General features: G+C 69.3%; 19 protein-coding genes and 2 pseudogenes. 12 read left to right on the top strand and 9 right to left on the bottom strand.

Annotation, left to right across the window (positions count from 1 at the left end; all coding sequences use genetic code 11):
- The first annotated feature begins 276 nt into the window (after positions 1 to 276).
- The 4 genes from ACIRP2_RS27550 to ACIRP2_RS27535 all read left to right on the top strand — a co-directional run bounded on the left by ACIRP2_RS27550 (position 277) and on the right by ACIRP2_RS27535 (position 2,651).
- A complete protein-coding gene (locus ACIRP2_RS27550; protein ID WP_404254780.1) occupies positions 277 to 1,206 on the top strand; it encodes an LLM class F420-dependent oxidoreductase in 930 nt (309 codons plus the stop codon).
- 192 nt (positions 1,207 to 1,398) lie between these two features.
- Complete coding sequence (locus tag ACIRP2_RS27545) at positions 1,399 to 1,821, top strand: group II truncated hemoglobin (protein ID WP_404254778.1); 423 nt, start codon at positions 1,399 to 1,401, stop codon at positions 1,819 to 1,821.
- Positions 1,818 to 2,096, top strand: a complete 279-nt coding sequence (locus tag ACIRP2_RS27540; RefSeq protein WP_404254776.1) for a TMEM175 family protein — start codon at positions 1,818 to 1,820, stop codon at positions 2,094 to 2,096. Before ACIRP2_RS27545 ends, ACIRP2_RS27540 begins: the two co-directional genes overlap by 4 nt.
- A 129-nt stretch (positions 2,097 to 2,225) precedes the next feature.
- A complete protein-coding gene (locus ACIRP2_RS27535) occupies positions 2,226 to 2,651 on the top strand; it encodes a hypothetical protein (protein ID WP_404254774.1) in 426 nt (141 codons plus the stop codon).
- A gap of 78 nt (positions 2,652 to 2,729) precedes the next feature.
- Here the strand turns inward: ACIRP2_RS27535 and ACIRP2_RS27530 are convergent, their stop codons facing one another.
- Positions 2,730 to 3,557 (bottom strand): SDR family oxidoreductase, encoded by an 828-nt coding sequence (locus ACIRP2_RS27530; protein ID WP_404254772.1) that lies wholly within the window; start codon positions 3,555 to 3,557, stop codon positions 2,730 to 2,732.
- Positions 3,558 to 3,981: 424 nt separating this feature from the next.
- Here ACIRP2_RS27530 and ACIRP2_RS27525 point away from each other — a divergent pair, with 424 nt between their 5' ends.
- Complete coding sequence (locus ACIRP2_RS27525) at positions 3,982 to 4,503, top strand: hypothetical protein (RefSeq protein ID WP_404254770.1); 522 nt, start codon at positions 3,982 to 3,984, stop codon at positions 4,501 to 4,503.
- A gap of 286 nt (positions 4,504 to 4,789) precedes the next feature.
- Here ACIRP2_RS27525 and ACIRP2_RS27520 read toward each other — a convergent pair whose 3' ends face one another.
- Positions 4,790 to 5,443 carry a maleylpyruvate isomerase family mycothiol-dependent enzyme gene (locus tag ACIRP2_RS27520; protein ID WP_404254768.1) on the bottom strand — a complete coding sequence of 218 codons (654 nt, stop codon included), beginning with the start codon at positions 5,441 to 5,443 and terminating at the stop codon, positions 4,790 to 4,792.
- 71 nt (positions 5,444 to 5,514) lie between these two features.
- Here ACIRP2_RS27520 and ACIRP2_RS27515 point away from each other — a divergent pair, with 71 nt between their 5' ends.
- Positions 5,515 to 6,423, top strand: a complete 909-nt coding sequence (locus tag ACIRP2_RS27515) for a LysR family transcriptional regulator (RefSeq protein WP_404254766.1) — start codon at positions 5,515 to 5,517, stop codon at positions 6,421 to 6,423.
- 261 nt (positions 6,424 to 6,684) lie between these two features.
- Here ACIRP2_RS27515 and ACIRP2_RS27510 read toward each other — a convergent pair whose 3' ends face one another.
- Complete coding sequence (locus tag ACIRP2_RS27510) at positions 6,685 to 7,452, bottom strand: class I SAM-dependent methyltransferase (protein WP_404254764.1); 768 nt, start codon at positions 7,450 to 7,452, stop codon at positions 6,685 to 6,687.
- 246 nt (positions 7,453 to 7,698) lie between these two features.
- Between ACIRP2_RS27510 and ACIRP2_RS27505 the strand changes: the two are divergent.
- A pseudogene (locus ACIRP2_RS27505) lies at positions 7,699 to 8,569 on the top strand (IS5 family transposase).
- A gap of 30 nt (positions 8,570 to 8,599) precedes the next feature.
- Here ACIRP2_RS27505 and ACIRP2_RS27500 read toward each other — a convergent pair.
- The gene (locus tag ACIRP2_RS27500) at positions 8,600 to 9,043 is read right to left on the bottom strand and encodes a nuclear transport factor 2 family protein (protein ID WP_404254762.1); all 444 of its coding nucleotides are present in this window, start codon (positions 9,041 to 9,043) and stop codon (positions 8,600 to 8,602) included.
- A 401-nt stretch (positions 9,044 to 9,444) separates the two neighbouring features.
- On the opposite strand from ACIRP2_RS27500, the gene ACIRP2_RS27495 reads away from it, so the two are divergent.
- From ACIRP2_RS27495 to ACIRP2_RS27485, 3 genes and pseudogenes are all read left to right on the top strand, one after another.
- Positions 9,445 to 11,589, top strand: a complete 2,145-nt coding sequence (locus tag ACIRP2_RS27495; protein ID WP_404254760.1) for a WD40 repeat domain-containing protein — start codon at positions 9,445 to 9,447, stop codon at positions 11,587 to 11,589.
- A gap of 398 nt (positions 11,590 to 11,987) precedes the next feature.
- A pseudogene (locus ACIRP2_RS27490) lies at positions 11,988 to 12,829 on the top strand (IS5 family transposase).
- A gap of 79 nt (positions 12,830 to 12,908) precedes the next feature.
- The gene (locus tag ACIRP2_RS27485) at positions 12,909 to 13,514 is read left to right on the top strand and encodes a hypothetical protein (protein WP_404254758.1); all 606 of its coding nucleotides are present in this window, start codon (positions 12,909 to 12,911) and stop codon (positions 13,512 to 13,514) included.
- 916 nt (positions 13,515 to 14,430) lie between these two features.
- On the opposite strand, the gene ACIRP2_RS27480 is transcribed toward ACIRP2_RS27485, so the two are convergent.
- From ACIRP2_RS27480 to ACIRP2_RS27460, 5 genes are all read right to left on the bottom strand, one after another.
- A complete protein-coding gene (locus ACIRP2_RS27480) occupies positions 14,431 to 14,907 on the bottom strand; it encodes a hypothetical protein (RefSeq protein ID WP_404254756.1) in 477 nt (158 codons plus the stop codon).
- Positions 14,908 to 15,427: 520 nt separating this feature from the next.
- Positions 15,428 to 16,405 (bottom strand): MBL fold metallo-hydrolase, encoded by a 978-nt coding sequence (locus ACIRP2_RS27475; RefSeq protein WP_404254754.1) that lies wholly within the window; start codon positions 16,403 to 16,405, stop codon positions 15,428 to 15,430.
- On the bottom strand, positions 16,402 to 16,857 hold the full coding sequence (locus ACIRP2_RS27470) for a PaaI family thioesterase (protein ID WP_404254752.1): 456 nt from the start codon (positions 16,855 to 16,857) through the stop codon (positions 16,402 to 16,404). The genes ACIRP2_RS27475 and ACIRP2_RS27470 overlap by 4 nt, the downstream gene beginning before the upstream one ends.
- Before the next feature lie 713 nt (positions 16,858 to 17,570).
- Positions 17,571 to 18,350 (bottom strand): S1 family peptidase, encoded by a 780-nt coding sequence (locus ACIRP2_RS27465; RefSeq protein ID WP_404254750.1) that lies wholly within the window; start codon positions 18,348 to 18,350, stop codon positions 17,571 to 17,573.
- A gap of 726 nt (positions 18,351 to 19,076) precedes the next feature.
- Positions 19,077 to 19,313: a hypothetical protein gene (locus ACIRP2_RS27460; protein WP_404254748.1), complete on the bottom strand. Its 237-nt coding sequence runs from the start codon at positions 19,311 to 19,313 to the stop codon at positions 19,077 to 19,079.
- Positions 19,314 to 19,786: 473 nt separating this feature from the next.
- Between ACIRP2_RS27460 and ACIRP2_RS27455 the strand changes: the two genes are divergently transcribed.
- Together ACIRP2_RS27455 and ACIRP2_RS27450 are read left to right on the top strand one after the other, a co-directional pair.
- Positions 19,787 to 20,440: a peptidoglycan recognition protein gene (locus ACIRP2_RS27455; protein ID WP_404254746.1), complete on the top strand. Its 654-nt coding sequence runs from the start codon at positions 19,787 to 19,789 to the stop codon at positions 20,438 to 20,440.
- Between the two features lie 449 nt (positions 20,441 to 20,889).
- The gene (locus ACIRP2_RS27450; RefSeq protein WP_404254744.1) at positions 20,890 to 21,213 is read left to right on the top strand and encodes an SgcJ/EcaC family oxidoreductase; all 324 of its coding nucleotides are present in this window, start codon (positions 20,890 to 20,892) and stop codon (positions 21,211 to 21,213) included.
- Positions 21,214 to 21,228: the final 15 nt, after the last annotated feature.

Raw genomic sequence — 21,228 nt, 5'->3', positions numbered from 1 at the left:
CTCGGGTTGTACCATAACCCTCGGGGGTGGGCTTTCCCACCCCCCACCCCCCCCGCCGGGGGGCGGCCCCCCCCCCCCCCCCCCCCCCCCGGGGGGGGGGGGGGCCCCCCGCCCGCCCCCCCCCCCCACCACAGCCGCCGAAGAGGCGGGGTTCTTGACGTCGCGGTCCGGCGGACCGACTGCCGGATGCGCGCGGCAGACGTGTACACACGAATGACAAGGAGTTGTCACACAACAACCGGAATGCGTGGTCGACCGCCGCTGGTTCGCACTGACATGACCACAGGAGTAGCACTCAACGCGACGGACGCCGCCAACCAGATCGATGCCACTGTGCAGCTCGCGCGCGAGGCTGCGGCTGCCGGGCTGCGGTCGGCCTGGTTCGGGCAGACCTTCGGCGCGGACTCACCCCAGCTCGCGGCAGTCGTCGGGCGAGAAGTACCCGGCCTGCACGTGGGCACGTCGGCGATTCCGGTATTCGGCCGCCACCCACTGCTCGTCTCCAGTCAGGCCCAGACCGCCCAGGCGGCCACGCACGGGCGCTACCACCTCGGACTGGCGCTCGGCACCAAACTCCTGACCGAGGCGGGCTTCGGCATCCCCTTCGAACGACCCATCGCGCGCCTGCGTGAATTCCTCACCGCCCTGCGGCAGTTGACCGAGACCGGCACCGCCGACTTCCACGGAGAACTGCTCACCGCCACCACACCGATTCCCGCGCGTGTGCCGGGCGCCGAGAACGGTGTGCCGTTGCTCGTCGCCGCCATGGGCCCCCAGGCCCTGCGTGCCAGCGGTGAGCTGGCGGATGGGATCCTGCCCTATCTCGCCGGACCGCGTGCCCTGGACGAGCACATCGTTCCGGCTGTCACCGCGGCGGCCAAGGCCGCCGGCCGCCCCGCGCCCCGGATCGTCGCGCTGGTGCACGGAGTGGTCACCGACGAAGTCGACTCCGTACGCGAGAAGGTCACCGAACAGCTCGCCTTCTACGAGCAGATCCCGTCCTACGCACGTGTCATCGAACTCTCCGGTGCCCTGCGGGCCTCCGATGTGGCGGTGATCGGTGACGAGAAGGCGGTCGCCGCCGAGGTGCGACGGTACCGGGATGCCGGGGCGACGGAGGTGGTGTTCTCGGGCACCGAAATCGCCGGGGCCGCCGATCGGCGCCGTACCTGGGAACTCCTCGGAGGGCTGGCCGGTCGATGGTGAGCAACGCTCAAGTCCGGTGGACCGGACTTCGGGACGGGACGTGAAGGGCATGCCTTCCCGGATCGTCCTGTGACGGTCACCGCGCGGGCCCGCCTTCGCGGCGCGGGTCGGGAGGCACGCCCGTGCTCGACGTGATCAACGACCACGGCATCCCACCGAACGGTCCCCTGATCGGCGAGAGCGTACGAGGCCGTGGGCGGCATGAACGCCCTCCGCCGGCTGAGCAACACGTTCTACGACGGCGTGCTCGCGGACCCGCTGCTCGCCCCGGTCTGCGCGGACTTCACCCGAGCCCACGTCGAGCACGTTGCCGTCTGGCTCGCCGAGGTCTTCGGCGGGCCCGCAGGCTTCACCACCGAACACGGCGGCCACCAGGCCCGGCTGCGGGCCCACCTCGGCCTGGCGATCACCGAGGAGCAGCGGACCCGGTGGATGGAGCTGATGACCGACGCCGTCGGCAAGGAACTCCCCCAGGACGAGACGCTGCGCCGCCGGGTCCTGGAGTACTTCGACCGAGGTACCCGGATCGCCCGTGACGTCTCGGCCGGCCCGGTCGGCCAGGACCTCGGCGAACCGGGACCGACACCCCGCTGGGGCTGGGACGGCCTGGTGTGAGCGAGACCGGACGCGTCGAGGCGTTCAGCGACGGCGTCTTCGCCATCGCCATCACCCTGCTCGTCCTGGAGATCCACGTTCCCTCCGAGCACGGCCCCGAACTGACCAAGGCGCTCGCCGACCAGTGGCCGTCCTACGCCGCCTACGTGGTCAGCTTCCTGGTCATCGGGGTGATGTGGGTCGACCACCACGCCCTCTTCGACCACCTGGCCCGGGTCGACCGCACGCAGCAGCGATGCCCGGGGGCACTGCGTGTGCCTGAGCCAGGACGATGAGCCTTCGGAGCAGCTGCCGGAGTGTGTCTCCTCGTTCGCCGGGGCGGTGTCGGCCGGCACCGCCCGGCGCGAGAAGTCGGGCGACCTGAGGAGGCAGCTCCGATACGGTCGCTGCGGAGGTGAAGGGGTGTGTCCTGGCCATCTGTGATCATTCTTGCCCCTGCTGAGCGGCGCCCGTCGCTTGAGGAGCGCATCCGCGCCCTTGAGCTCGTGCCGGATCCTGCGACGGGTGACGAGAGGGTCCACCGGCACGGGTACTCGTACGACCTGGACCTCTCAGGCAGGATCCTGGCGGACTACGAGCCGGACGAGCTTGAGCAGGTGGCGTCCCGGATCGGTGAGCCGTACGGGGTCTACGTCTCGTGCGAGTCCATGAACGCGGCCCGGGTCTTCCTCCGTCGCGTTCTCGATGGCTTCGACGGTCTCATCGACACCAACCACGACGAAATCCTGCCGGCGAATGAGTTCCTCGCGCTGGTGGACCTTCACCCGGAATGGGACTGGCGTCGCCGACCAAGCACGGACCTGCGGCCGTACGTCCGATCCTCCGCATAGGTCCACCACCCGCTCACTCGGCCTCCGGGGGACAGCACCTCACCGCTTTCCGCTCAGGCAGACCGTCGGGCGAGGCGGTCACGCCGTCGCGGCGCAGAACCGGTGAGCACCGCGCAGCACCGTGCTCAGATTCCGCTGGGTCGCCTCGCTGTCGAGACGTACGTCGAGGGCCCCCAGAAGCGCGCTGTCCGCCCGCAGGCCCGTGGGCAGCCGGGAGGCATCGAGTCCGTCCCGCCTGGCAATGAGGGTGCCGAGTTCGTGACGGCTCACGGCGTCGGAACCGGCGAGATGGTGGATGCCGGCCTTGCCGTGCGACGCCAGTTCCAGAAGGGCGGCGGCCAGGTCGACGACGTGCACCGGGCAGCGTATGTCGTCGGTGAACAGGGCACCGTCGCGGGCTCCGGCGGCGAGTTCGTGCACGGCGCGCTCATGTACGGAACGTCCGTACCCGATGATCAGCGATGTCCGGGCGACGGTCGCCTCAGGATGCACGAAGAGGACCCCGGTCTCCGCTGCCGCCTTCGCCGCCCCGTACGGGGTTACGGGGTCGGGGAGGCACGATTCGTCGTAATGGACGCGGGTGCCGGAAAACACTGCGTCCGACGAGACGTGGACCAGGCGGGCTCCGTACTTCGCCGCCGCCTTCGCCAGCCGGACGGGGCCCTCCGCCGTAACCGCCCAGTCGGCTCCACCACTCGATGCGTTGACGACGAGATGCGGGCCGACCTCGGCCATGACAGCGTCCACTCGTGCGGCTTTCCGCAGGTCAAGCGCATGCCAGGCGACTTCGGCAGTGCGGCCGGGCCTGGTCGCGTAGGTAGCGGCCGTTGTGTGTCCGGCCGCTACTGCCTGCCGGATCAGCTCGGCCCCCAGGAAGCCACTCCCGCCGATGATCAGAACTGTCATATCGCGACATGGTAGGCGTCTACCGGCCTGCGTCGGGCACGGCAGCACAGAAGTTGAGCAGCGTCCGTGCGGAGATCGGCAACGGGGTGTCGACGAGAAGAACCACGCCCTCACCTCGTTCCACGTCAACCCCTTCGCCGCCGACAGCCCCACCGAGAACAGCACGTTCGTCACCGCGCCCAAGGGGCGTCCCGATCGACGACGCGGTCGTGAAGACCGGCCGTCGGACGTACGAACTGCGCAGCGGCGCCGACGGCTTCTGAGCTCTCACGAACCGACACCGCACCGAAGACATACCTCGGGTGGCCCCGACCACGGTCGGAGCCACCCACCGCGTCCCTGCAACTCCGCTGTGAGTGGGCCCGGTTCACGGCCCGCTTCGAAGTCGCTGGCCAGAAGGGCGACCGACGCCGAGAATCGCTTCATGACCAACGACCAGGACGAGCGCGTCTTCATCCGCAGCAAATGGGGCACAAACCGGTACGTCTACAACCCCGGCAATCCCGTCGGCCGCGCCCTCATCGTCGGATCGCTGCTGTTCGGCCTCGGCGGCATGTACCTGCTCTACCACCCCGGCCTGCTCAACGGGGCCGACACCTGGGACGCGGGCGAACTGCGGTCCGCGGTGGCAGCGGCGACCACCGAACTGTCGAACGATGCTCGCTTCGGGCCGGGGACCGTCAACTTCGAGGACATCCTGGAGGCCGACATCGCGAAGCACGGTCACAGTTCCCAGCACGCACTGACCGTCGTCCTCGCCTCCGAGCCGCCGCAGTCCGCCCTCATCGACGGAGGCGCGGAACAGGCCGACTACACCGTCACCGCCGAAGGCACGGACGCCGCGTTCTGTGTCGAGGTCCACGCCATGAAAAGCAAGTTGGCCATGGGCTACGAATCCGTCGCCATCTCCGTCGGCGACGGCGCGTGCCGTGCCGCCGATACCTGATGTCCGACTCTGTTGCGAGGCGGTGTCCCACGTGGTTCACCGGGCGCGCACGGCGTGGTCAGCCTCCGTGGGCTGCGATCAGGCCGATGCGGACAGCCCTGCGTACCGGCGGGTCCGGAGCAGTGTCGTACCGCTCGCCGGCTGGTGCGACGGATCGACCGACCGGCACCGAGCACCCTCCCGGTGGTGTCGCACCGCGCTCCGCCGAGTAAGCCCGGGCAGCGCTGTTCGGGAGCGAGGAGATGACCGCTCACCGGCCGCCGCAGGCACAACGGGGCGGCGGAGGTCATGCCTGGGCGGCCACGAAGCGATCGCTCGATTCACCACGGAGGCACCCCGGCGGAAGCCTGCGACCGTACACGAGCAGGAGCAGGTCCTGTGCGGCGCCGGACAGCGGCGTCCCGGCACCGAAGGACCAGTCGAGGTCGTCGGCGCGGAGTTCGATGCCGTGGAGGTCGGCTCCGAAGAACCTGAGGGTCCTGGCGTCGGCGCTCTCCAGCAGGATGCGCAAGCGATCTTCGGGAATCCGGCGACCGAGGCCCAGCGCCACCGTGATGTCCAGGCCGTGGATCACGTCATGACCCAGGGCCGCCGCGAACCCGCCGACCGGCGGTGTCCAGGGGTGATCCGCGTTGTCCCTGAGCAGCGCGGCGAGTTCACGCGTCGAGTGAGTGGCCGCGTCCTTGTGGGCACATCGATCGGTCATCCGGTGCAGGTTGCCTCGCGCTCGGACGAGTTCCCACGCCGTCCTGGGCAACGAGTACCGAAACCCCAGCGACATGTGGGCCGCGACTTCCCGTACCCGCCAACCCGCGCACAGAGTCGGCGCGTCCCAGTCCTCGTCCGACAGCCCGTCCAACACCGCCGCCAACTCCCGGCGTTCCGCCGCAATCGACGCTCTGATCTCCGCCGTCGGTCTCTGGTATGTCGCTCTCCTCATGACATCAAGGGTCACGGCGGCCCTGCCACAAGTCCAAGAGTTTGCATGTCTCGCAGCTAGCATCACCAGTTATGGACATCCGGCAGCTGCGGTACTTCGTCACAGTGGTGGAGGAAGCCGGCTTCACCCGCGCCGCCGCCCGCCTGCATCTGGCACAGCCGGGGTTGAGCGCCCAGATCCGGCAACTCGAAAGGGAACTCGGCCAGCCGCTGCTGGACCGCTCCGCCCGGTCGGTGACCCCGACCGAAGTGGGTGAGGCCGTACTGCCGTACGCGCGGGCGGCGCTCACCGCGGTCGAAGCGATACGGCAGACCGTGGACGAGTTCACGGGGCTGCTCCGCGGCCATGTCCACGTCGGCCTCGTCTCGGGCGCCGGCGCGGCCGCCCACGAGTTCGACCTGGCCTCCGTCCTGGCCGGCTTCCACGACGACCACCCGCAGGTGGAGATCGTCCTGACCGAGGACACGTCGCAGCACATGCTCGCCGCCCTGAACCGCGGGCACCTCGACATCGCCGTCATCGGGCTGGCGAACGAGGAAGCCCCACCGGGCATCTCCCTCCAGGTCGTGATCGACGAACCCCTGGTCGCCGCCTTTCCCTCGGACGATCCGGCCATCACGCACGGGGGACGCACAAGCATTCCGCTGGCCGAACTCCGGGATCGCCCACTGATCAGCCTGCCGCGCGGCACGGGCGTACGAGGAGTACTCGACCGGGCGTGCATGCAGGCCGGGTTCCGGCCGCGCATCGCCTTCGAGGCAGCTGCCCCACCGTTCCTTGCCGAGCTCGCGGCCCGCGGTCTCGGCGTGGCGGTGGTTCCGGCACTCCGGGAAGACGCTGCATCAGCCTTCGGACTACGGACGCTGGACATCACCGGACCACGGCTACGCGGCCGGATCGCCCTGGCCTGGCGGACGGACGGCCCTTCCGGCCCCGCTGCCGCAGCCTTCCTGGACCTGCTGCGTGCGACTCTGTCCTGACCGGCAACGGCTCCTGCTGTGCCGCGACCGTCACACGGGATACCGGCCACCCACACCTAGGCGGCCGCCTCAGCGTGCTGAGCAGCGCCCCCGCCGGCCGACGTGATGACGAACCCGAGCGGGAGGCCCCCGCGTTTGAGGATTCTGCGGTCATCGTGGCCGTGGTGGCCGAGGGCATGCGCGATGTCGGCGTGGCCGGCCCCGGCCGCCTGGGAAGTGTCTTCGAAGTCCCGTCTGCCCGGCGCTGTGCGGTGCGCACGCTCACTGGTGCATTCCGGGAGGAACGGGCTCCGCCGTATCGCGCCGCGCCACGAACACGAACTCCCTGCCCGGCCGGTCGGGTGCGTCGCGTACGTCCTCGACGACGAAGCCGTGCTCGTGCAAGTCCCGCTCGATCTCCTTACGTTCACGGAAGCGAAGTGTCGATTCCGATGTCAGTACGTCCCCGTCCGCAGCGAACACGTGCGTACCCCGGAAGCTCACCAGCGGCAGGCTCACGTCTGTCAGCTCGGCCCAGGTCTCGACGCGGCCGACGCCCGGGATGTCCGCCATGCGGTACGTGGTCTCGCGCGTCCACTCCGCCCACTCCTCCCATACGCGCCGCGCCGGATCGCGCGTCTCGAAGACAAGCCGCCCGCCGGGCCGCAGCGCCTCGTACGCGCCGCGCAGCGTCGTACGCCACGCCTGCGGATCGGCGATCGCCTGGGCGACGTTCCCGGTCATCGTCACCAGGTCGATCTGCATGGGCGGCAGGTCCCCCGCGTCACCGTCGAGCCAGCGCACCCGCCCCGCGCCCGGCTTGCCCCGCGCGACATCGACGGACGCCCGCGCGGGATCGATCCCGGCGACCGTGAACCCGTGCTCGGCGAGCAGCAGCGCGAACACGCCCGTACCGCACCCGGTGTCCGGCACGGACCGCGCGCCGAACTCCTCCGCCATCGCGATATACGCATCGAGATCGCTGCGGTCCGGATCGAGTGGGTCGTATATGGCGGCGAGGCGCGGATGCCCGAAAGTTGCGTCGACCATGGAGGCGAACGTATGCGGCCCCGCGCCCGCGCGGCCACTGCTTTCGGGTTGCGGCGCCAAGTGGGCGCGTCCAGCCGCTTCCGTCCGCGCAAGGAATGGGGCAGCGACGGACGGAGGAACTCCCGCTCCGCATCGGACAGTTCATGGCCACGCGTCACCCGATCGTGATCCATTACCCGAGATCAATTGAAGACACGCCCCAGGGTGCGTTTCAGAAGTGGATCTTGATGTGTCGAGATCCACTTCATGGGGAGGCATGATCTGACGAATGCGCACTGGGCGAAGCTGGAGCCGCTGCTCCCGGTCGGAAGCAAGCCTGGACGGCCGCCGGTGCGCACCAAGCGACAGTTGATAGACGGCATACGCTGGCGCACTCGCGCCGGTGCTCCCTGGCGGGACGTGCCTGAGCGGTATGGCCCGTGGCGGTGTACGGACTGTTCCGGCGTTGGCAGCGGGACGGCACCTGGCATCGCATCTTCGAGCAACTGCAGGCCCGGGCCGACGCCGAGGGGCTGATCACTTGGGACGTCTTGGTGGACTCGACTATCGCCCGTGCCCACCAGCATGCGGCGGGTGCCCGCAAAAAGGGGATCTGCAGGTCGAGCCGCCGGGTGGTGTCTTCACCGAGCCCGACGACCATGGGCTCGGACGTTCCCGGGGCGGCCTGACGTCCAAGCTCCACCTGGCGGTCGAGCAGGCGCAGAAGCCGATGTCACTGGTGGTCACGGCCGGGCAGCGCGGTGACTCCCCGCAGTTCCAGGTGGTCCTGGACCGTATCCGGGTGCCCAGGCTCGAGCCGGGCCGGCCTCGCACCCGGCCGGACACGGTTCGTGCCGACAAGGCGTACGGCTCCCGCGCGAACCGCGCCTACCTGCGCAAGCGCGGTATCCGCTGCACGATCCCGGAGAAGCGAGACCAGATCGCCAACCGCAAGAAACGCGGCCCTCACGGTGGTCGGCCGCCGAAGTTCGACAAGGCCGACTACAAAGAGCGCCACGCGGTGGAGTGCGGAATCAACCGCCTCAAGCGGCACCGCGCGGTCGCCACGAGATACAACAAGCTCGCCGTCCGCTACGAAGCGACCGTACTGGTCGCAGCCATCAACGAGTGGCTGTGACCAGCATCCTCATGCTCGTCCTGGCGGCTTTCACTGGTCTTCGGTGTCGAATGCCTGGGCCACGGCGAGGCTGTCCTCATAGATATGGTGCCGGGTGACCAAGCCGTCTTCGAAGGTGAGGTGCATAGCGAACCGCGCGCGATACGCACGTCCGGTGGACCGAGCGGTCTGACGAATCTCGCCGATCACGACCGCGTCGTTTCCGTCGATGAGGATGCGCTCAACCTCAGTCGCCACCCGCTCCGGCACGTGGTGCTCGGCAAGTTCGCGATAGTGGGCGGCCGCGTCGGCCCGGGTGGACCGATGACGGATCCAGGGCGTGGCAGTACGACCGTGCTCGGCCTCCGGCCAGTTCAGCTTCCAATCGCCCCGCTCGGCGTACAGCTCGGCGATGCGCTGGGGGTCGCCCTCACCGATCCTGCGCAGTAACTCTTCAACCGCGGTCCGTGTGTTCGTAGATGTGGCTATGCACATGATTGGCCCCTCCGTATGATCCGCGTCCTGCTCACGCGGCGAGATCACCAACCTAGCCCACACAGTTTGGGCGAGACGATTACCTCCTGAGTAAGAACTCGCGCGAATAGGCGGGTCTGGGGTGACCGGTCGGAGCCGTGCTGAGATCAGGCCTTCGTTACCTGCCGTGATCATTCTCGGGTGGTCAGGTGGGTCGTTGTTGTGGTGGGAGGTGCGGCACGGTGCGTGCTGCCTGGGTGCCGGGTTGGGGTCGGCCGCAATTTCGTTTTTGGTGTGTGCTTGAGGGCGGATCGATGTCGGTGGGGACGCTTACCGTGGTGGTCATGTCTGACGATCTCCAAGATGGTGGCCCGCGTGAAAGTGCCGTGGCGGGTGGGTGGTTGGCTGATCCGGGGTGGCTGATGAACACCGACCCGGGGCGGGTACTGGCGGCGCTGGACGGTGCGGCGGGGCGGGAGGAGATGCTGGCGGCGGCGGTGTACCGGGTGTCAGCGCATCTGCACCGGGATGCTGTCGCGAGAGTGCGGCGGCAGTTGGTGGCGTTGGACGCGGCTCGGTACGGGGATGGCGGGTTGGCGGCACGGATCACGGCTGTGCCGGTGGAGGGGGAGCCGGCGGCGCGGTGGGGGGTGGACTGGGCCACGGGTGGCAGGGTTACCCGGCAACTCCGGCCCACCTTCACTGCCCACACCGACACGGTGCGCGCGGTGGCGACGGCAGTGGTGGACGGCCGCCCCGTCGCCGTCACCGGTAGCCGCGACAAGTCGGTGCGGGTGTGGGACCTGGCCACCGGCCAGCAGATCGGTGAGCCCATGAGCGGTCATACCGACGAGGTGTTGGCGGTGGCGACGGGGGTGGTGGGCGGCCGTCCCGTCGCTGTCACCGGCAGCCGGGATGGGACGGTGCGGGTGTGGGACCTGACCACTGGTCAACCCGTCGGTGAGCCCCTGGCAGGCCACACCCGCAGGGTGTGTACGGTGGCGACGGCGGTGGTGAACGGCCGCCCGATCGCCGTCACCGGCGGCCTCGATGAGACGGTGCGGATATGGGATCTGGCCACCGGCCAGGAGGTCGGTGAGCCCCTGACCGGCCACACCGGCGGGGTGTATGCGGTGGCAACGGTGGTGGTGAACGGCCGCCCGGTCGCTGTCACCGGCGGCGACGAGACCGTGCGGGTGTGGGACCTGGCCACCGGCCAGCAGGTTGGCGCGCCCCTGACCGGCCACACCGGCCTGGTGTTGGCGGTGACGACGGCGGTGGTGGACGGCCGCCCGGTCGCTGTCACCGGCAGCGCCGACCGCATGGTGCGGGTGTGGGACCTCACCACCGGCCAACCCGTCGGCGAGCCCCTGACCGGCCACACCAACACAGTGTGGGCGGTCGCGACAACGATGGTGAACAGCCGCCCCGTCGCCGTCACCGGCAGCGGCGATAGAACGGTGCGGGTGTGGGACCTGACCACCGGCCGGCAGATTGGCGAACCCCTGCCCGGCCACACCGACACGGTGTGGACGGTGGCGACGACAGTGATGGACGGCCGCCCCGTCGCCGTCACCGGCAGCGGCAGCGGCAGCGGCAGCGGCAACAAGTCGGTGCGGGTGGTGTGGGATCTGGCCACTGGCGAGCAGGTCGGGAAGCCTCTGCCCGGCCATACCGGCTGGGTGTGGGCGGTGGCGACAGGGGCGGTGGACGGCCGTCCCATCGCCGTCACCGGCAGCCACGATAGGACGGTGCGGGTGTGGGACCTGACCACCGGCCAGCCCGTCGGTGAGCCCCTGGCAGGCCACACCGACTGGGTGTTGACGGTGGCGACGGGGGCGGTGGACGGCCGCCCCGTCGCCGTCACCGGCAGCCGCGACAAGTCGGTGCGGGTGTGGGACCTGGCCACCGGCCAGCAGATCGGTGAGCCCCTGACCGGCCACACCAGCGCAGTGTGTGCGGTGGCGACGACAGTGGTGGGCGGCCGACCCGTAGCCGTCACCGGCAGCGTCGATGAGACGGTGCGGGTATGGGACCTGGCTACCGGCCAGCAGACCGGTGAGCCCCTGACCGGCCACACCGGCCGGACTGGGGCGGTGGCGACGACGGTGGTGGGCGGCCGCTCGGTTGCCGTCACCGGCAGCGAGGACGGGACGGTGCGGGTGTGGAATCTGGCTACCGGCCAGCCCGTCGGTGAGCCCCTGACCGGCCACACCGGCGGGGTGCGGGCGGTGGCGACAACAGTGGTGGGCGGCCGCTCGGTTGCCGTCACCGGCAGCGTCGATGAGACGGTGCGGGTATGGGACCTGACCACTGGCCAGCCCATCGGGGAACCCCTGACCGGTCACACCGGTACGGTGTGGGCGGTGGCGATCGGGGTGGTGGACGACCGCCCCGTAGTCGTCACCGGCAGCGATGAGACGGTGCGGGTATGGGACCTGGCCATCGGCCAGCAGATCACCCCCTTCCTTCCGTTCCCCTCGCCTGTTGTCGCGGTGTCGGTGGCGCCGGGCGGAGAGCTGCTGGTCGGCTTCGGCTGGGAACTCGCCTGCTTGTCCCCCCGCTGACCGCACACACCGTACCGGGCCTGCCCGAACCAGATGCCGTCGTGCCGTTCGGCCGCTCCGGCGGTTGTGACCGCCTGGCACCGGACCGGACAGCCCACGTCACCGTCGGCGGGAACATATCGGTCCGGCGGCGCGCGGGCCCATAATCTGCCGAACAGGACGGCAAGGCGGCGAGGACGGGCCCGCCCAGGCGAGCGCACGTATCCCCGCCGCAACCCCGCACCACGTGACAGCCAGGGGAAGCGGTACAGGCGCCCCGCCACGCCGCCGGGTGCGTTGAACCACGAGTCCGCACCCCCACTCCCTTCGCGCCGGCGGCTGCCGCTCGCCCGTACGACGAAACCACCAGCGCCGCGATCACCACACCGCGCGGCGCCGCAAGACCGTGGGGAAGCTCCGTGCCTGTGTTGCCGTCGTGGCTGACCGAACCGCTGTGGGACCAATTCGCCGCCCTGCTCCCACCACGGCCCGTCTTCGATCCGGCCCACCCGCTGGGCTGCCACCGCCGCCGTATCAGCGACCGCACCGTCTTCGACAAGCTCCTGCAGGTCCCGCGATTCGGCTGCTCCTACGACGCCATCGCGGATGCCACGTGCTCGGCCAGCACGATCCGGGCCCGGCGCGATGAGTGGATAGGCATGGGCCTGTTCGCCCAGCTGAAGCAGATCGCGCTCGACGCCTACGACCGCGTCGTAGGTCTCCTCCTGGACCGGATCGCGATCGACGGCGCCATCACCAGGCCCCCGGCGGTGGCGAAGCAACCGGACGCTCACCCGTCGACCGCGGCAAACAGGGCACGAAACGCTCCAGCATGACCGACGGCTACGGCATCCCCCTCGGCCGCATCCTCGCCGGCGCCAACCGCCACGACTCTCCCCTCCTCGCCCCCACCCTGGACCTCCTGAAAGAGCTTGGGCCGCTGCCCGACGAGATCACCGTGGACCTCGACGCCGGCCACGACTCCGCCACCACCCACACCCTCCTCAACGAGCGCGGACTGCACGGCCGGATAGCCCGCAAGGGGATCAAAGCGTCCATCCAGGCCACCCAGCGATGGCACGTCGAACGCGCGCACGCCTGACAGAACGCCTTCAACCGGCTCACCCGCTGCTACGAACGGCGCACCACCGTCATCGACGCCTTCTTCGACCTCGCCGACACCATCATCACCTTCCGTAGCCTCATCCGCCGAGCCTGGGTCACCCACCGTTGGGAAGGACGCCCCGGACGCCGACCGTGACAAGCCGCCTTTCCGCGCGGGTTCTAAGGCAACGCAACAGAAAGATCCACTTTCGAAACGCACCCTAGAATCGCCGGTCATGGACATCGCGCTCGTCCGTTCACGATGGCGGACCGTATTCGCCGTGTTCGCCGTGCTTCCCTGGGGGTTGGGCCTGCCGTTGGTGGTCCTCACGATCGGATGGGACGCCGTCGCGGGGCGGCCTGATGTGCTGGGCGCCGCCATGGCCGTGGCAGCCGGCGCGGCGTCCGTCGCGACCGTTCCGGCTCAGGTACAGACTGCCAGGGCTCTGCTGTCCAGACCGCGGCTCACCCTGGAGACCGACGCCCTGGTCATCCATGACCCCTTGTTCCTCCGCGAAAGCGCCCGGATCGCGCGCGAGCAAATCGCGGAAGTCCGTCGGCTGGACTGGAAGGACGCCGAGGTCAGCCTCCACATCGACTACGACACGACCGAGCTGACTCCGTTCCGCGAACCGCTGAACGTGGAGGTACGGCTGCGCGGCGCCCACGGCTTCGCCTCGGCCCGAAGGCTTCACCACGGCACCTGGATCTGGCGCCTCCCCCACAGATGGGACCGATCCCCGCAGTTTCCGGTGCCGGGCGACCACTGCCGAAGGATCCGGGTCCGTGCCAGACACCCGGTGGACGCCCTCACCGCCCTCACCGAATGGGCCACGAACTGAGCCGCTCCTGACGGCCCGTGCTGAGCGTCCTGGTTGCTCACCTCCGCCGGAACCGCCGCCGAGACCAACGAAATCCCCGAGTTCACCCCGTCTCTCGACCTGAGCGGCGCGATCGTCGCCGTGGACGCCCTGCCGCGACCACACCACTCGCCTGGTCGAACAGCGCGGCATCCACCGCCTGTTCGCGACCGAGCGGAGCCGGAAGCAGCTCTCGCGCCGGCAGCACGCGCTGCCCCGAAAGGACACCCCCGTCGTCCGCTGCACCGCGACGACACCACGGCCACGGCCGCAGTGAACGCTGGCTCGTACAGGTCGCCACCGCCGACAACCTGCTGTCCCCCACGCCTGCCAAGTCCTGCGCATCCGGCGCGAGCGGTGTGCGGCCGAACAGAAATGCCGGCACGCCGAGACCATCCACACGATCACCGGCCTGCCCGCCGAGCAGGCCACTGCGGCCGAGATCGCCTCCTGCGCCCGCTGACACCGGACCCTGGAAGACACCCTGCGCCAGTGCCGCGATATCACCTTCGACGAGGACGTCGACCAGGCCCGCCGCCGCCCACAGCGCCCGCTCCGACCGGCATCGCGTCCTCACGCTCCACGGACTCACCTGATCACGGACCCGAGCATCCGACCTGAACTCCGTGGCCCTCTGAGTGCCCCCGGAACGATTACTCGCCGACCACTTCCCCATCGAGGGATGGCCGGACACCTGGCCCCTCCCCCGCCGTTGCAGGACCGCATCGAGCAGCAGTGGAGCTGCTACCGCTAGACACAGCTCTCCGCGCCCCGCGGAAGAAAGCCGAGGCAGGCCGCCGGGTCGTCGAAAGGAAGGGCATCGGACCCGTGAAGCCGCTGGGTCCGATGCCCTCACAAGGTCACGGGAAGGAACCCCGGACCGATGCCGCCGAGGTGGTCAGTCCCCGGTGTTGGTGGCCCAGACCGGGCGCCTGTCCGCGTTGTAGACGACTACGTTGCCGTCGTCCTGGATGGCGAGGTAAGCGCCCTTGCGCCAGGTTCCGGAGGCCCACAGCGGCTTGCCGCCGCGGTCGTACAGGACGAAGTTCCCGTCTTCCTGCATCACCGCGTGGTCCCCGTTGGGATAGGCGCCAGGGGCCTGCCACACCGGGCGGCTGTCCTTGTACAGGACGAAGTTCCCGTCCTGCTGCACCCGCAGGATGGCCCGGCCGTTGCCCGAGGTCCAGGCGTGGTTCTTCTGCAGCGTCGCCCTCGGACGGATCAGCGTGTCGGACGTGGGGCGCGCACCGGCGACCTGGGTGTGGCGGGCCCCGGCCGGCGCGGACACCGAGGCCTGAGCGGTGCCCGCCAGCATTCCGCCGACCGCGAGTACCGCGGTTGCCACGGCGAGGGACGGGAAGGTACGGAGTTTCATCGATTTCCTTCATGGGATCGGGATGCCCTGCTTTCAGGGCCACGCCTTGAAGCTGCCACAAATCCATCGAGGAAAACTCATTCCGAAAAATCAAGAATTAGTCAGGATTACTGAAATCCATATCAGCACGAGAAGAGTGTTGTTTCACGTAAAACCATCTCCCGAGTCAAAGAAAATATCCACCAAGAACGCAATGCGACTGCCGTGCGAATCCCGGTACGCCACAGGTCCGCGCCTGCCTGACGTCGGCCGATGCTCGGCAGGCGCGGTCGACAGCCGGCCGGCGTCGCGTCGATGCGGCCGCCGCGCTCGAATGGTGAACAACCGTGACATTCCATGCGAGGAGTCTCGACCCAGGCCAGTGCGCCGGTACCGCTCCATGGCCCTCGCCATGACGCATATCGGATTGACCTCACCAGCCGAGCACCGTGTCGGTGGCCACCAACACACGGACGCGATGAGGGCGCGCAGCGGACGACGAGCGGCCGCGCCACGCCTTGCCACCCGTGCCCGCCGCAGGTCAGCGCGGCTCCGACGCCGGCCACGCGCGTGGGTGCGGCACACGTAGCGACTCCGGTGCGACGGGGACGTGTTCGGCGGCCGCGTGGACACGTCCGTCGCGCAGGACGACGGCGCCGCTGCGGAGCATCGTGGTGGTCAGCTCGGCGGCGAGCACCTCGGGCGTGCGGTCCAGGAGCCGTGCGGCGTCGATCAGCCAGGCCCGCGCGTGCAGATAGGCCTCGACCTCGTCGGTCGGGATACCGCCACGGATCATCAGGGCGAACGCGAAGATCCGCCGGGCTCCGTACCAGACCGCTCCGTCCGGATCGTCCACGAGACGCCGGGCGCGCCGCAGGGCGGCGGCCAACGCCGCATCGGAATCCGCCGGGACGGGCCCGTGCGAGGGGAGGAGCACGCTCGGGGAGAGTTCGGCCATCCGCTCCAGGGAGGCGAGCGCCGTCGCGGCGGCGTCGGGACCGTCGAGGGCGAGGTTCACCCAGCCGACGTCGTAGTCCGACAGCGCGTCCCCGACCACCAGCAGGCGCTCCTCCGGTTGCCACAGCGCCAGATGCCCGGGGGTGTGCCCCGGAGTACGGACGACCTCCCAGTCGGCTTTCCCGAGCCGGAGGATCTGTCCGTCGTCGAGCGGTACGTCGACCGTGTACGGAGCGACCGGTTGGTCGAGGTACTCGGCCGCGCAACAGCCCGGGTCCCTGCGGGAGATCGCCTCCGCCTCGGGTGCTCCGGCCGCGATTCCGGCACCTCTTGCCTGGAGCAGGGCATTGCCGCCGACGTGGTCGGAGTGCCAGTGCGTGTTCACCACCAGGTGGACGTCCCCGGCGTGCGCGCGGGCCCAGTCGGCCGTCTCCTCGGAGTGGCCGACGAACCCGCTGTCGACCAGGGCCGGTTGGCGTCCTGACAACAGAAGGGTGTTGGCGTCGGGGAACGGCCTCTGCCACCAGGTCACCCAGGACGGCAACAACGGCTGCGGGCTCACGGAGCGGCCCTGTTCACGCGGATCAGCGTCTGTTGCCCGTTGGCGACAAGTTTCCGATGTCCGTCCTGGACTCCGAACACCTCCAATTGGCACACGGTCAGGGTGCGTCCGGGCTTCAGGACGGTCCCGACGGCCTCGATGTGGTCGCCGACGGCGGGCGCCAACAGGTTGATCTTGTACTCGACAGTGAGCACATCGGTGTTCTCGGGGAACAGTGTGAAGGCGGCGTAGCCGCCGGCGCTGTCCGCGACGGCGCTGGTGGCGCCGGCGTGGAAGTAGCCGTTCTGCTGGGTGACTTCGGGGCGGCTCGGAAGCGTGATGTGCACACGTCCAGGCCCGATGTGGGTCATTCGAGCGCCGAGATGACCCATGAGCCCCTGGCGGTCGAAGCTGGCCCGGATCCGGGCCTGCACCTCGGGGCTCGCCTGTTCCTGCTGCGCCTGGTCTTCCACGTGCTCTCCTTCGACGGATATCGCGGTCTGCGAACGGGGTGAAGCGGGGTCGGTCAGCCTGCCGAGCGTTCCACCAGCAGGAGCCCGCCGATGACGATCATCATGGCACCGAAGGCTCGAGAGCTGCCCTGACCGGCGTCGGAGCGCCTTCCCCGTACAAGTCGCCTCGCGCACTGCCTTGTCCGACCCGGCAACATGGGACAGCGACAAGGTCGTCCCGGGCGATTCCGTTCTCGTCCCGTGTTCCGGGCCGGACCGGCGTGCCGCCGCAGGACAGATCGCCTCCGCCGACCCGCAGTCGTGCGAGACCTACGTGCCTCGCTTCACCTTCCATGGGTTTCGCTTCGTCGAAGTGCCCGGGCATCCGGGCACTTCGACGAAGTCCGCGACCGGACGGGACATGCACACCTCCGCGCCGTTCACATTCGCATTCGAGACGAACGTTTTGATACTCAACAAGCTTCACAGCACAACAACTTGGAGGCCGCAAGGCAGCTCTGCGACCGGTCGGCGGATACGGCGACCGGTTGAACGTATCGGACGAGACGCCCCAAGGATGTCGTCGCGACCGCCCATTTCGCGCACGGTGCGAACCCGGCGGCGCGATTCGCAACGAGTCGGTGGAGGATCCCGCGCCCTGCGCCGGCCTCTTGGCGCGCGTGCGCGAGGCGTTGCCGGTCGGTGAGGTCAGGGCTCCTGGCCGGCCGCTCCTGCTACGCGGTCGGGAGGCCGAGCCCCGAGGCAACCGCGCTGACGCGGGTGAAGACGGAGACCGGGAACTGGTCGTCGCAGAACTTGTTGCCTGTGGAGACGACACCGATCACCTTCCCTCCTGCGACCAGGGGACCACCGGAGTCACCGCGGCAGATGCTGTCATGGGCGCCGGCAGCGGTGACCCCGCACACCTTCTGCGCGTCGGACTCGGTGGGGTCGGTGAAGGGCTCACAGCTCTTGAGCGGTGCCAAGGTGAGCACGGCCGACTTCAGTCGCGTCCCCGAGGTGTCGGTGCCGGTCCTGCCCCAGCCGACGGTCTTCGCGGTCTTTCCGAAGGAGTACAGGGCCGAGTCCTTCGAACCCGCCACCGGAAGCGGCGCGTACGGCATCGGCGAAGAGAGCGTGATGACCGCAGCGTCGTAGGTGAGTGTGCTCTGAACGAACTTCGGGTGGACCTTGACCGAGGCGACCTGCCGGACGGTCCCCTTGGTGCTGCCCATGTCGGTGCGCCCACCTATGACCAGCAGGTCGAGGGGCGCAGCGGCGTCCTTGATGCAGTGGGCGGCGGTGAGCACCTTGGTCGGGGCCACAAGAGTGCCACCGCAGAACTGCTCGCCGTCCGGAGTCTCGATGAGCATGGCGTAGGGGTGATCCACCACGGTGGTGTTCTGTCCGCCGTGGATGGCTGCGGCCGGTGTCGCGGTGGTGGCGAGACCGGCCGCGGCAAGAAGGGAGGCGGTGAGTGCGGCAGCGGCCCTACGCCTGTTGAGCGTGAACATGTGATTCCTCCAGGGAGTGGTGTGCGGCCCGGCGGTCGCCTGTCTGCCCTGCACATGTCCGTGATGGCGGCGTCCCGGCGAACGAGGGCCCGGCCGTGATGTGCAACGGCTGATCCAGGTCGCCCCCGGTGTCGGCAGGGGATGGACGAGGAGCGGGGTCGACGCCCCGCTCCTGGCCCGATGGCCTCAATCTCCTGCCCGTCGCTCACGTCCTGGTGCCGCACCGCTGACGTCCGGCTGACGTTCGCCCCTGTCTCCCGACACCGGACCGGGCGACACGGGACCGGGCGAGGCGCCACTGGTGACACGTCGCCTCCTCCCCGACCGCCTCACATGTCTCGGCGGCACCGGCCCCCGGCCCCGGTCCGAATTGCCGAGCACCCGGTCGAGCAGGTCACCTGCGGAGAATTGGGCGGGGGCGTCATCGCGCCTCGGCCCTCGAACACGTGGGTCCGCCCGGTGGGCTCGTAGGCCGCAGAGGGGAGCTCCGCGGCAGCCTGAATCAGCCGATGGCAGCTCGCTCGCCCTCGGCCGTCGGTTCCCCGCCCGCGCGTCGTATCTGTCCAAAGGCTGTCCCGTAATCCCCGGCGGGCGCGCGACGTCCGCTACAGCACTCGCCGCGTTGTCGGAACGTCCGCAAACATCCAGAATGCGGACGCCCCTCCGCCTTGCGATGCACCGCATCCGACGCCGCGCGCTGATCCACCAGGGATTGCGGGAGAGCCCTTAGTGCAGCCTCCAGTGGAACTTTCCGCCACCCACCCAACGGATCAGACCCGGGTCGTCGAGGTCATGGACGGTGATACCTGCAGCCGCGGCGGTGAGCAGCACGTCCGTCACCGATGTGGCCGCGCTGACGACCTCCCCATCGATCTCCACCAGGCGAAAGGGCGGATCACCGGGCTGCACGCCGAGCACGACGATCCGAGGCGTCGAGATGTAAGGGCTCCCACTTTCAGTCATGCATAGATCGGTTCCACGCCGTGATCGGCGGTAAGCCCGCCAGCAGGATGGGTGACGCGGCGCCGCACGACCTCCCGGCGGCGACCCCGGCAACCGCCAGGAGCGCCCTGCGGTGGGGGTTTCGACACGCTCGCCTGACTGCAGCAACCCGGCGCGCGCAGCGAACCCCCCACCGCAAAGCTGTGGGCATACGCGCTCCCGCCGTCCTCTCAGCGAAAGAAGAAGAAGGTTTCCCTGTGCGTTTGTATCGAATGGCGCTGTGGGTCACGACTCCTATGGCGGTTCCTCTTTTGGCCGTGCCCCCAGGGGCAGCCACGGCCGGTGGTGCCGGCAGGACGACGCCGGAGAGCACTCTCGCCGTATGGCGGGCCGGGACGGTTCCGGAGGGGGCAGCTGTCGGTCCCTCCCGACCGTTCCCGGCCCTCGGAGCCGCTTCCGTGGCGCTCCCCCATGCGGCGCCACAGCCCGCCATCGTGTCGCGTACGCGGTGGCAGGCGGACGAGACCAGACGCGACCCCCATGCCCACTATGCGCAAGGGGTGAGGGCGGTCTTCATCCATCACACCGACACACCCAACAACTACGACTGCGCGGACGTCCCGCGCACCTTGCGCAATCTCTATACGGGCCAGACCCGTGACCGGAGATGGGGAGACTTCGGCTACAACTTCCTCGTCGACAAGTGCGGCACCATCTACGAAGGTCGCGCCGGTGGTGCCGATCGAGCCGTCATCGGCTCCCACACCCTCGGGTTCAACCAGGGCACGGCGGGAATCGCCGCGATCGGCACTTTCGGGCTCGGGACACCGGTACCGGCAGCCATGGAACACGCGATCGCCGCCCTCGCGGCCTGGAAGCTCGGCTTGAGCGGTATCGACCCCACCAGCAAGGTGCGGCTCACATCCACCAATGACGAGAGCCGCTACGCCAAGGGAACTTCGGCGGAGTTCGACGCCATCTCGGGACATCGCGACGGCTTCGCCACCAACTGTCCCGGGGAAGCCCTGTTCGCGCGGCTCCCCGCGATCCGGGACATTGCTGCCGACCTGCAGGGAAGGTCTCTTCGAGCTCGCTCCGGCACCGGCCTGCCCGTGAACCTGCGGAGCGTTCGCCTCGACGGTCGCTGACGACGATCAGGTCGTGGTGCCGCCCCAGCGTCCGAGCCCTGCGCAGCGGCGTGAGAACCGAGGTCCCGTCCAGGGGAGGGCGGAGCAGGTGCGCGCAGGCCGCGTGTTCACTCAGGTGGCGGGTGATGACCTCGTACGTGCCCCGTTCGTACGCACCGGTCTCCCACGCACCGTCGGATGCCTGCCTCAGGATCAGGGATTCCGAGGCGACGGGTTCGTGAACGCCCTCGATGTCGTAGTGGCCGTCGCCGCGCGCCCGCCAGGGGTTACGGGACTGCCCTCGCGGGCTGGGGATCGATGGCCCCTGAGTCGAACCTTGATCTCAAGTCCAGTTGAGGTTCCATGGTGATCGACATGGAAACGACAGCCGTTGGTCAGCAGACGCTGCAAATCGAGATCGAAGCGATCAAGCAGGTGATCACCCGCTTGAGCACTCCCAGCAGAACGAGTTGCCCGAGGAGTTCGTCGGCCTGTTCCGGGCCGACGCGATCTGGACGACGGGGCACGGCAAGCACCTCGCCGGCCGCGATGAGATCTCCTCCTTCACGCACCAGGTGCCGACTGGCGCCATGAAGGACTCGACGACCACCTACGAGGTCGTGGACGAACTGTTCATCCGCCCCGACGTCGCCGCGGTCAAGGCGCACGCACAGTACTGGACGTCGGAAGGGGAGCCGATCGGGAACGCGGCCACCCCGCTCTACGTGAGGGCCGAGGAGGACGGGCGATGGCGGCTGATCGCCTGCCAGAACACGGAGGTGCTCGCCCAGTGACGTGAGAAGGGCCGC

This window comes from Streptomyces sp. NPDC101194 (genome assembly GCF_044767885.1).
Lineage (GTDB): Bacteria > Actinomycetota > Actinomycetes > Streptomycetales > Streptomycetaceae > Streptomyces.
This window is presented reverse-complemented; position numbering and strand designations above follow the sequence as displayed.